The following is a 10,081-nucleotide window of genomic DNA, read 5'->3' on the forward strand; positions in this document are numbered from 1 at the left end:
GGATGGGGCGGCCGAGCTTGAACGATCTGGCGGCGTTCGCGTCCGTCGCCGGCCACCGGAGCTTTCGCAAGGCGGCCGACGCGATGGGGGTCTCGCGTTCGGCCCTCAGCCACGCGATCATCGGGCTCGAAAGCAAACTGGGCGTCCGCTTGCTCAACCGCACGACGCGGAGCGTCTCGCTGACCCAGGCGGGAAGCCGGTTGCTCGCGCGCCTGGATCCCGTCCTTCAGGATCTCGATCAGGCGCTCGATACGCTGTCCGAGGCGCGCGGGACGCCGAGCGGCGAACTGCGGATCAACGCGAACAAGAGCGGCGCGCGCATTCTGCTCCGCGACGTCATCCCGCGCTTTCTGGAGCTCAATCCTGGGGTCGAACTCGATCTCGTATCCGAAGGCCGGCTTGTCGACATTGTCGAACAGGGTTTCGACGCCGGGGTGCGCCTTCTCGAAGCGGTCCCTCAGGACATGGTCGCGGTGCCCTTCGGCGGCGACGTGCGCTTCGTCGCCGTGGCCGCGCCGTCCTATCTTCTGGCCCGCGGAACCCCGAACACGCCGGACGATCTCAGGGTTCATGCCTGCATCCGCCAACGGCTGCCGAGCGGAAAGCGCTACCGCTGGGAGTTCTCGAGACACGGCGTCGAAGTCGCCGTCGACGTTCCTGGCAATCTGACCCTCGACGACAACGATCTCCTGGTCGAGGCCGCGGCGGCGGGGCGCGGCGTCGCCTACGTGCCGGAACACTTCGCCCGGTCGCTCATGAAATCCGGACGGCTGGTCGCCGTTCTGGCGGAGTGGTGCCCGCCGTTATCCGGTCTGGCGCTCTACTACCCGCGCAACCGGCACATGCCGTCGCCGCTTCGCGCGTTCATTGACGTTCTGAAGGGCGCGGAGAAGGCGCGATGAGCGCGCCTCCGTCGGCGCCTAGGATCGGGAGACGATCGCCCTTGGCGGCTCGGTTGGAGATCTGGCTCATGGCGGCCAGCGGATCGCCGCTCTCGGCGTAGCCCATCAGCAGGGGCAGGGGCAGCAGAACGAGCCACAGCCATCGGGCCCCGATCCGTTTGGTGTTGCGCTTCATGAGGGCCTCGCCGGGGTCAGCAGCGCGCCGGTCGGCTTCACGCCGTCATCCGCCTGCGATCTCTCCGCGGTCGCCTCCGAAGTCAGCAACAGCGAAGCTCCGAGAACTGCGGCTCGCGCCACGACGGCGACGCAGACGGCGGCGGCTTTTCTAGAACGCATGGGCTTGGCTCCTCGATCGTCAGGTTCAGCGCCCCGGGGAAACCGCGTAACGCGGAGTTGGTCGCTGACATGACGGCAATCTGGAAGAGGCCGCGGTTGCGTTGGATTGCGTGATGTTAAGACTTGTTGGCGCCTCGCGGTCGAGACGCGTGCAACACGTCTTCCGGCTGCAACAAGTCTTAACATCACGCAATCCAACGCAACGCTCTGAGGTTGCACGGTCCCATCGTGCAAACGGCGAACGTGATTTCTGCTTCGCCCAAACGGGATCCGAGCCTCATGACCGCCACGCAAACTTTCGACGCCTTCACGTTCCTCAGGGAGTGGCTGGCCGCTCCGCTGCGCGTCGGGGCCGTCTTTCCCTCCGGAGCCACGCTCGCCAAGGCCATGACGGCGGAGATCGGCCCTGAGACCGGCGCGGTGATCGAGCTTGGACCGGGCACCGGCGTCTTCACCCAGGCCCTGATCGACCGCGGAGTGCCGGAACGTCAGTTGGCGTTGATCGAGGCCGGCTCCGAATTCGCCGGCCTGCTCGACGTCCGCTTTCCAGACGCGCGGACGCTCTGGATGGACGCCTCGCGGCTGCGGGGCGTCGAGCTCTTTGGCGGGGATCTGGCCGGAGCGGTGGTGAGCGGCCTCCCGCTTCTGTCGATGAAGCCGCGCAAGGTGATCGCGATCCTCGACGGCGCCTTCAGCCACCTGAAGCCGGGCGGCGCCTTCTACCAATTCACCTACGGACCCACATGCCCCGTTCCCAGGCCGATCCTCGATCGGCTCGGCCTCAAGGCGGTGCGCGTCGGCCGGGCGCTCGCCAACGTTCCGCCGGCGTCCGTCTACCGCATCCAGCGCCGCTCGCAGCGCCGCCTGTTCACCGGTTGGCGCTGATCCCCGAACAGTCCCCGACGCAGTCTAGGGAGGGCCCTGTGCTCCATTCCTTGTCCATCAACGGCGACGTCCATCGCATCGAAGCCGACGGCCAGACGCCGCTCCTGTGGGTGATCCGCGACGCTCTGAAGCTGACCGGAACCAAGTACGGCTGTGGCGCTGGGCTGTGCGGCGCCTGCACCGTGCACCTCGACGGCCAGCCCGTGCGGTCCTGCTCCCTGCTGCTGGAGGACGCCTCCGCCGGGCAGATCGTCACGATCGAAGCTGTGGACGGCGCGGAGGCCGAGGCGGTTCGCGCGGCCTGGGTCGCGCGCGACGTCCCGCAATGCGGCTTCTGCCAGTCAGGGCAGATCTTGAGCGCGATCGCGCTGCTGCGCGAGGTGAAGTCGCCGACCGACGCGGACATCGACGCAGCCATGAGCGGCAACCTCTGCCGCTGCGCCACCTACGGCCGGATTCGCGCCGCGATCCACGACGCCGCCGGGCAGTTGCAGAGGCAGGCGAGCAACGGGAGCCTTCGGCCATGAGCGCCTCCGCGACCGAGACGACCTCTCCGAAGGGACGGCTGCAGATGACGCGCCGCCGGATGATCCTCGGCGGATCGCTCCTGGGCGGTTCCCTGGTCGTCGGCTACACGGCGACCCATCCGACGCAGGTCATCGGCGCGATCCTGCAGGCCGGCGGCGCCGATCCGGAGCCCAGCGTGTTTGGGCCCTTCATCCGCATCGGCGCGGATGGCTGGGTGACGATCGTGAACAAGCATCAGGAGATGGGGCAGGGGATCCACGCTGGCCTCGCCGCCATGGTGGCGGAGGAACTCGACGCCGATTGGGACCGGGTCCGCGTGGTCGAAGGCCAGGGAAATTTCCGCGCCTATGGTCCGCAATTCACGGCGGGGTCCGGCTCGGTCGCGGGCGCCTGGGACACGCTGCGCAACGCCGGAGCGGCCGCCCGCGGGATGTTCGTGGCCGCCGCCGCGCAGCGCTGGGACGTGCCGGAGCACTCGATCATGGTGCTGGACGGCGTCGTCTCCGAACTCGGCGCCGGCAAATCCGCGTCCTTCGCCGAACTCCTCGAAGACGCCTCGCGACAGCCTCCCCGGGCTCCGATCCTCAAGACGCCCGACGCCTACCGCCTGATCGGCGCCGACCGTGTGCGGCGCAAGGACAGCGCTGCGAAGAGCACCGGGGCGCAGATCTATACGCAGGACGTCCAGGCGCCCGGCATGCTGATCGCCATGGTGGCTCGCAGCCCACGTTTCGGCGGCAAACTCACGGCGTTCGACGCCGCGGACGCGCGCAAGGTGCAGGGCGTCGTCGACGTCTTCGCCATTGAGAGCGGCGTCGCTGTCGTCGCCGAGACCACGTTCGCGGCCCGTCGCGGTCGTGACGCGCTGAGGATGGAGTGGGACGACAGCGAGGCGGAGACGCGCTCCTCGCCTGAGCTGGTGCGCTGGTATCACGACATCGCCGGCGGCCGGTCCGACGTGAAGCCAAGCGCCTTCCAGACCACAGGCGACGCCGACGCCGCGTTCGGCCAAGGCGCCGTGGAGTTCGCGTTCGACTTTCCCTATCTCGCCCACGCTCCCATGGAGACCCTCGACTGCGTCGCCCGCATCGACGGCTGGAACGTCGAGATCATCTCGGGATCGCAGATGCCGACGATCGATCAGGTGCAGGCCGCCCGCGTCGCCCTGACGCTTCCGGGGAAGGTCGAGATCAGGGTGCTGCCGGCCGGCGGCTCGTTCGGCCGCCGCGGGGTCCTGTCGGCGGATTATCTCATAGAATGCCTGCGGATCGCCAAGCGCACGAACGGGCGGCCGGTCAAGCTGGTCTGGACGCGCGAGGACGACATCACCGGCGGTTACTACCGGCCGATGGCGCACCACCGTGCATGGGTGGAGACCGGCGCCGACGGTTTTCCTGCGCGCTGGCGCCATCACGTGGTCGCTCAGGCGCTGTTTCCCATCGGCGACGACTTCACCGTCGAGGGCGTGCGGGACTCCCCGTATTTCGCGACCGCCTCGGTCATAGACGGAAAGATCTTCGCGCCGAGCGCTCCTACGCCGGTCTGGTTCTGGCGATCGGTCGGGCATTCCCACACCGCCATGGTGATGGAGCACATCGTCGACCAGCTGGCGCGGCGAGCGAGCCGCGATCCCGCCGAGTACCGGCGCGCGCTCTACAAAAAGGCGAACGCGACCCGGCGGCTCGTCGTGCTGGACGAACTCTGCCGCAGGGCCGGCTGGGGCGAACGGCTCGAGCCCGGCTGGGCGCGTGGCATGGCGGTCCATGAAAGCTTCGGAACGGTCGTCGGCCAGGTCGCCGAGGTCCGGCTCGCCGGCGGTCGCCCGTCGGTTCGTCGCGTCGTCGCCGTGGTCGACTGCGGGATCGCGATTTCGCCCGATCAGATCGCGGCGCAGATGGAGGGAGGGGTCGGCTACGGCCTGTCGGCGGCGCTCCACGGGGCGATCACGCTGAAGGACGGCCTCGTCCAGGAGACCAACTTCGACGGCTACCCGCTCCTGCGCATGAACGAGATGCCGGCCGTCGAAACGCACATCATCCGCTCGACCGCCCGGCCGACCGGCATGGGCGAGCCGGGCGTGCCGCCGATCGCGCCGGCGGTCGCGAACGCGATCCTGGCGCTGACCGGGGTCCCGACGCGAGCGCTTCCCTTCGGGCGCGTCGGCGAGCCGCTGAATGCGGGTCTCTGACCCCCCGGGCGAGGTCTTCCTAGTCGTCGCCCAACTCGATCGCTTCAAGATGGACGACGCCACGTTCGTCGATAATCGGAAAGACCTTTGTCACTTCGACTGAAATAATGCGGTCCGAGACGCGGAGGTTTAAGCGCTGTCCTTTCACAGGAACTCTTTCGCAACTGGCGGCCACGACAGCGCGATTGTCTGGCTGCACCCAAACCCTGCAATCCATTAGCGATCCGTTCTGAGGCATGAGGACGGTCACGCCCCGCTCAACCGCAGCTGAGCGGGGCGCTAAGAGGCCGGCGCGCGTATGGATGGATCGCCGCGCGGCCCGGCTTCTTAGAGAATGAAATCGTCCGCGGTCACCCCGCCGAGGCCGGCCAGCTTGACCGAGAAGTCGGCGGACTTGTCGCCATCGAGATCGACGAACGCGACGGTCGCGTTGGCGTAGACCTGATATCGGACTTCGCCCCCCGCGCCGCTGAACTTGGACGTTCCGATGAAGCTGAGTTCGTCATTCTGATCCAGGTCGGAGAGGTCGATCTTGTCGCCTTGCGCCGAGCTGAAGTCTGCGATGGTGTCGCGCGTGTCGGCGGCGGAGCCGCTTTCTCGCACATTGTTGAAGTCGAAGACGTCAGCCCCAGACTGCCCGTAGAGCGTATCGACGCCGTCTCCGCCGGTGATGATGTCGTCACCGGCGCCGCCGATGAGACGATCGTTGCCGTCCCGGCCCAGCAGACGATCGTTTCCGTTGCCGCCCCGGAGTTCGTTTGCCCCTGCGTCTCCGGACAGCACATCGTTGAACGACGAGCCGGTGAGGTTCTGTATATTCGAGAAGGTGTCGCCCGCCGCATCGCTATATGAGGCGGTGCCGGTGGCGAGATTGACCGAGACCTTGCCGTCCGAACCTGCGTAGCTGAGCGTGTTGACGCCGGCCCCGCCGTCGATCGTGTCGGCTCCGCCCCCGCCGACGATCACGTCGTTCCCGTTGAAGCCGAACAGCTCGTCGGCGCCGTCGCCTCCAACCAAGTGATCCGCCCCTGCAAACGCCTTCGCCGGCAGGTTCGGCGTCGCATCGAGGTGGAGGTTCTCGATCGCCTGGGCGCCCTCGCCGCCAAGGAGGTCGCCGACGAGATCGAGCAGCCCCGTGACGTTGCCGATGAGGCCGGTCGCTTCGCTGCCGAAGTCGACGGCCGTCGGCTTTCCGGAGTAGTCGGCGACGACCTCGTTCCCGTCCATCACAACGATGCGGTCATAGGTGCCGCTGGCGCTCGTGGTGCCTGAAAGGAGAGAGCCGGAGAATTCGGCCGTGAACTCGCCGATGTAACGGTAGGTCAGGCCGTTCGCCGTGAAAGTGTATTCTGAGTAATTCGCTTGAGCATTCCCCGTGAGGATACTGCCGGAAGAGCTCGTCTGGCCGGCGAATGTCTCGCCGGTCGACTGCCCCGTATTGTTGATCCACAAATCACGATTGTCGAATCCGCCCGATGAGCCGGCGTTGTACGTAGCCATTTTGGAGTCACTCCATCCGCGTTGTTGGCGTCAGGATAGTGATCAACCGAAAATTACCGGCTTTTTACGCGGCCGCGTAGGATTTTACTCAAATGTGGAACGATATTTAGTCCTTGCTGTACCCGTTAGTGATCAAATGACAACAAAAATATTATTAATACCAATGGTTTGCGAGGGTATGAGTGAAAGACAGTCACCTCGTCCCGGCGCCGTCAACCGTTGAATGATACGACTAATTGCGTAGCTTGGACTCCGTAAGGTCCGCGAAAGCCTGCAGTATAGCTGAGGTTAATCGGGCCGATTAGCGCTGAAGATGGATTTATCAAGTCCCCATATTCTGCGTGTGGCGGGCGGACAGCTTGACCGGTCAGCCGTCTCCCCGGTCTTCCGTGGATCATCGATCTGCGCCGTCTTTTGCCGCCCAGCTCCCGCCGCAAAGCCAGGTGCGGAAGCGACGCACCGCGGGATCGTCCTCGCGAACCTCAGGGACATAGGCGAAGTAGCTCCTCGCCGGCAGCGCCGGTTCGGCGAAGGGGATCACGAGGCGTCCAGCGCTCACGTCGTCCGCGGTGAGCGCCGTCGGGCCCATCGCCACCCCGACGCCGTCGAGCGCGGCCTGAAGCGTCAGGTAGAAGTGCTCGAACGTCACGGAGCCGGCGGGGGCGAGGTCTGGGACCCGCGCCGCGGCGAGCCATTGCGGCCACACGCCCGGCAGGGTCGCGGCATGGAGCAAGGTGTGTCGCGCAAGATCGCCGGGGCTCCGCAGCGGCAGGCGCTCCAGCAGCCTTGGACTGCAGACAGGGATGCGCGTTTCCGAAAGGAAGCGGTGGGCGACGTGGCCGGGGACCACGTCCGGTCCGCCGCGGATCGCCACGTCATAGCTCTCGTTGAGGTCGCGGAGCGGGACGTTCGACGTCGTCAGCCGCACTTCGATGCTGGGATGGGCGAGCTGGAAGGTGGACAGCCGCGGGATGAGCCAGCGAAGCGTGAAGGTCGCGAGCGCGTTCACGCGGAGCAGCCGGCCAGAGCCGCGCTCGACCAGCCGCGCGGTCGCCGCGGCGACCCGGTCCAGCGCGGGGCCGATCTCCGCGAGATAGGCGGCGCCGCTCTCGGTCAGGGTCACGCGCCGGTGGCTCCGGACGAAAAGCGGTCGGCCGAACCAGTCCTCCAGCGCCCGGATCTGCCGGCTGACCGCGCCATGCGTCAGGTTCAGCTCCTCGGCGGCGAGCGTGAAGCTCTGGCGTCGGCCTGCGGCCTCAAACACGCGCAACGCGTTCAGGGGCGGCAGCCGGCGGCTCATTCGTGTCAGCTTTTCTCACGCGAAGGGTCAGGATAAGTCGTTTGTCGAGGGGAGCCCCGACGCGCAACCTGTGACAATTCCTCGTCACTCCGGACGCGCATGAAACCGCTTCAACCCCCCGCTGTCGACGTCTCTTCCCGGAGGGGCGCGAACCGGACGCTGCTTGTCGCTGGCGTCCTGCACGCGCTCCACGACGGCTACACCGACCTGATCTACGTGCTTCTGCCGGTCTGGCAGACCGAGTTCGGCCTGAGCTACACCATGCTCGCGCTTCTTCGCGGCCTCTACGCCGGCGCCATGGCCGCGCTGCAGGCGCCGTCCGGGCGGCTCGCGGAGCGGTTCGGCTCCCGCGCCATCCTGGCGATAGGCACCGTTCTCGCCGCCCTAGGATATGCGCTGGCGGGTCTGTCCGGCGGCGCGCTCGGTCTCGGCGCCAGCCTGGCGCTCGCCGGCGCGGGGTCGAGCACGCAGCACCCCGTCGCCTCGGCCGCGGTGTCGCGCGCCTTCGGCGACCGGGCGCGCGGAGCCCTCGGGACCTACAACTTCACGGGAGATCTGGGAAAGGCGGCGTTGCCGGCGCTCACCTCGCTGCTGGTGACCCTGACGCCCTGGCGTCCGACTCTCTGGCTGATCGCCGCGATCGGCCTCGTCGCTGCGGCGTCCGTGGCGCTCATGCCGGCGATCCGCGCGTCGGACGACACCGGCGCCGCGCGCTCCGTCGGCGGCGCCGGGAGCCGCGGCGGCTTCGCGCTGCTCTGCTCGATCGGCGCGCTGGACACCGCGGCGCGCATGGGCTTCCTGACGTTCCTGCCTTTCATGCTGCAGGCGAAGGGCGCGACGCTGCCGACCGTCGGCGGCGCCTTCACCGCGGTGTTCCTCGGCGGAGCCATTGGCAAGTTCGCCTGTGGTTGGCTGGGCGACCGCCTCGGCGTCACGCGCACCGTGCTGCTGACGGAAGGCGCGACCGTCGCGCTGATCCTCGCGGCGATGGCCCTGCCTTTGACGCCGGCGCTCGCCCTGATGCCGTTCGTGGGGATCGCGCTGAACGGGACGTCCTCGGCGCTCTACGGCACGGTCCCGGAGATCGCGCCGGACGGGCGGGTCGAGCACGCTTTCGCCGTCTTCTACACGGCCGTCATCGGCGCAGGCGCCTTGGCGCCCGTCCTGTTCGGCGTCGTCGGCGACGCCGTCGGCTGGGGGTGGGGCATGGCCTGCGCCGTTGGAACCGCGCTGATGACCCTGCCGTCCGGCCTCATGCTCGGTCGATCGGCCGCAACGGTCGTCGGGCCGACGCTTCCGGACAGCAGATCCTAGCCGCCGGCCTCCGATCGTTCTTGCCGGTTCCCAGTCACGTCACCGCAGGAAGGTTCGCACGATGGACACCGCAGCGCAGGCGCCGCTCATTCTGATCACCGGCGGAGGTCGCGGCGTCGGCGCGGCGACCGCGCGGCTCGCCGCCGCGCGGGGCTACGACGTCGCGATCAGCTACCTCTCCAACGAGGCCGCAGCCCTCGCCGTGGCGGCCGACGTCGAAGCGGCCGGGCGTCGCGCCCTGGCCGTGCGCGCCGACAGCGCCGATCCCGCCCAGGTCGTTCAGCTGTTCGCGGCAATCGACGGGACGTTCGGCCGGATCGACGTGCTGGTGAACAACGCCGCGATCATCGCGCGGCAGAGCCGTCTGGAGGACCTGGCGTTCGCCCGCATCCAGCGGATATTCGCGGTCAACGCGATCGGGCCGATCCTCTGCGCGCAACAGGCGGCGAGACGCATGTCGTACCGTCACGGGGGGCCGGGCGGCGTCGTGATCAACGTGTCGTCCGCGTCGGCGAAGCTCGGCAGCCCGAACGAGTACGTCGACTACGCCGCCTCGAAGGGCGCCCTTGAGACCTTCTCGACCGGCTTCGCCAAGGAGGTCGCGCGCGAGGGCATACGCGTCGCCTGCGTTCGCCCCGGGCACATCTACACCGACATGCACGCCGACGGCGGAGAACCCGGCCGCGTGGATCGCCTCAAGGACTCGATCCCGATGGGGCGCGGCGGCGAACCTGAAGAGGTCGCGCAAGCGATCCTGTGGCTCGCGGGCCCGGAGGCGTCCTTCGTCACGAACACGACCTTGGACGTTACGGGCGGTAAGTGACGGCGCGCGGCGCCACCGGCTCCAGCCCCAGACGCTCTCTATCCATCGAGCTCGGTCAGCTCGACGGAACGAAAGCAAGGTGACCGCCGATTCCTCGGCGGTCACCAGCATTCGGATCTGTCGACCGGCGTGGGGACGCTTGTACGGCGCGATGCAGACCCGATCCCGAAATTTTGCGGCCTTTGGATTTATCTCGCCATCGCCATCGCCACCGCGGCCCCTGCGCGCGCCGTCCCGATCGCGGGAGGCAGGCGTTCTGCGCTGAGTGGAAACGGTCGGACGTTGTTTTCGGCGGGGAGGATGCT

The 10,081-nt window shown here is 67.8% G+C and carries 9 protein-coding genes; 6 read left to right on the plus strand and 3 right to left on the minus strand.

The annotated features are described in order from the left end of the window. Positions 1-2 precede the first annotated feature (2 nt). Positions 3-902 carry a LysR family transcriptional regulator gene (locus tag METY_RS18370; protein ID WP_103122834.1) on the plus strand — a complete coding sequence of 300 codons (900 nt, stop codon included), beginning with the start codon at positions 3-5 and terminating at the stop codon, positions 900-902. A gap of 171 nt (positions 903-1,073) precedes the next feature. Here METY_RS18370 and METY_RS21150 read toward each other — a convergent pair whose 3' ends face one another. Continuing rightward, positions 1,074-1,238, minus strand: a complete 165-nt coding sequence (locus tag METY_RS21150) for a hypothetical protein (protein ID WP_160147390.1) — start codon at positions 1,236-1,238, stop codon at positions 1,074-1,076. A 279-nt stretch (positions 1,239-1,517) separates the two neighbouring features. Here METY_RS21150 and METY_RS18380 point away from each other — a divergent pair, with 279 nt between their 5' ends. The 3 genes from METY_RS18380 to METY_RS18390 are packed head-to-tail and all read left to right on the plus strand — an operon-like array spanning position 1,518 to position 4,839. Beyond that, positions 1,518-2,123: a class I SAM-dependent methyltransferase gene (locus tag METY_RS18380; protein WP_103122836.1), complete on the plus strand. Its 606-nt coding sequence runs from the start codon at positions 1,518-1,520 to the stop codon at positions 2,121-2,123. A gap of 38 nt (positions 2,124-2,161) precedes the next feature. Next, entirely contained in the window at positions 2,162-2,650 is a 489-nt protein-coding gene (locus tag METY_RS18385; RefSeq protein ID WP_103122837.1) for a (2Fe-2S)-binding protein, read from the plus strand. After that, on the plus strand, positions 2,647-4,839 hold the full coding sequence (locus METY_RS18390; RefSeq protein WP_200819731.1) for a xanthine dehydrogenase family protein molybdopterin-binding subunit: 2,193 nt from the start codon (positions 2,647-2,649) through the stop codon (positions 4,837-4,839). The genes METY_RS18385 and METY_RS18390 overlap by 4 nt, the downstream gene beginning before the upstream one ends. Before the next feature lie 327 nt (positions 4,840-5,166). Here METY_RS18390 and METY_RS20930 read toward each other — a convergent pair whose 3' ends face one another. Then, entirely contained in the window at positions 5,167-6,339 is a 1,173-nt protein-coding gene (locus METY_RS20930) for a calcium-binding protein (protein WP_146035761.1), read from the minus strand. Positions 6,340-6,733: 394 nt separating this feature from the next. Continuing rightward, positions 6,734-7,639, minus strand: a complete 906-nt coding sequence (gene gcvA / locus METY_RS18410) for a transcriptional regulator GcvA (RefSeq protein ID WP_103122841.1) — start codon at positions 7,637-7,639, stop codon at positions 6,734-6,736. A gap of 99 nt (positions 7,640-7,738) precedes the next feature. Here gcvA and METY_RS18415 point away from each other — a divergent pair, with 99 nt between their 5' ends. Further along, a complete protein-coding gene (locus METY_RS18415; RefSeq protein ID WP_103122842.1) occupies positions 7,739-8,953 on the plus strand; it encodes an MFS transporter in 1,215 nt (404 codons plus the stop codon). Between the two features lie 61 nt (positions 8,954-9,014). Then, entirely contained in the window at positions 9,015-9,776 is a 762-nt protein-coding gene (locus tag METY_RS18420) for an SDR family oxidoreductase (RefSeq protein ID WP_103122843.1), read from the plus strand. Positions 9,777-10,081: the final 305 nt, after the last annotated feature.

This window comes from Methylopila sp. Yamaguchi (genome assembly GCF_002897035.1).
Lineage (GTDB): Bacteria > Pseudomonadota > Alphaproteobacteria > Rhizobiales > Methylopilaceae > Methylopila.